At 79.5% G+C, this 888-nt stretch carries 1 pseudogene; it reads right to left on the bottom strand.

The window, feature by feature from the left end:
* Window positions 1-81: 81 nt before the first annotated feature.
* A pseudogene (locus ACJA3G_RS37805) lies at window positions 82-888 on the bottom strand (hypothetical protein); the annotation flags it as partial.

Here is an 888-nt window from a genome sequence, read left to right as displayed (position 1 = left end):
GAGCGGGACCGGGATATATGGGCGTCGTTGTCCATTGCTGGGGACCCTGCCCATCCGCACCCTCCCCTCAATCCCTGGATTTCAACGTTCTGTTGCAATTCCGGCCACGCGGAGGGCGTGGACGAGGTCTCGCCTGCGCCCCTCGGAGACCGCGTCGGCGGCGGTGAGCAGCCGCGGGCCGAGGCGCGCCGGCGCGTGCGCGGCCAGATGCGCCGCGTCCTGGGGCGTACGGACCCGGACGAAGGCGTCCAGCAGCGCGTCCGCCTCGCGCTCGCGTCCGGCGTCACCCAGCGCGAGCACCGCGTGCGCGATCTGCTCGACGGGCCGGCTCACGCCCTGGCGCAGCAGCCGGTCGCAGTCGGCGTCCTGCCCGGCGGCGGCGAGCGCGGCAGCCGCCGCGGCGAGCCGGTCGGGCGGCAGCGAGGCCGCCTCCCACAGCAGAGTGGCCCAGTCGGCGCCGAGGCCCGCGCGGTGGAGCTCGCCCGCGAACAGCGGCAGCAGGCCGGCGGGGCCGGCCGCCGCCTCGCACAGCACGGCGTGCGCCTCGCCGGTACGGCCCCGGGCCCGCAGCCGTACCAGCCGGACGACGGCCTCGCGGACCGCGCGCTGCCGGTCGCGCCCGTCCGCCCGTTCCTCCTGCCGTGGCTCGCCCCGGCCGCGCGGCTGCCCGGACTGTCCGCGCGGCTGCCGCCCGCCACCGAACCGGGCCCCGGTGGGCGCGGCGACGGCGACCGGGGGCAGTAGGGGCCCGCTGCCCTCCGGCCCCGCCCCGGGCCCCACCTGCGGCTCCGTCCCCGGCTCCAGCTCCGGTTCCGCCCCGCCGGCCTCGATCCCGGCGAACCGGGCGCCGCACGGCGGGCCGGGCGGCGGGTACGCGAGGGGCCTGCT

The sequence above is a fragment of the Streptomyces sp. YS-3 genome (genome assembly GCF_045257485.1).
Lineage (GTDB): Bacteria > Actinomycetota > Actinomycetes > Streptomycetales > Streptomycetaceae > Streptomyces.
Note: the sequence above shows the minus strand (reverse complement) of the source record. Positions and strands in the feature narration are given on the sequence as shown.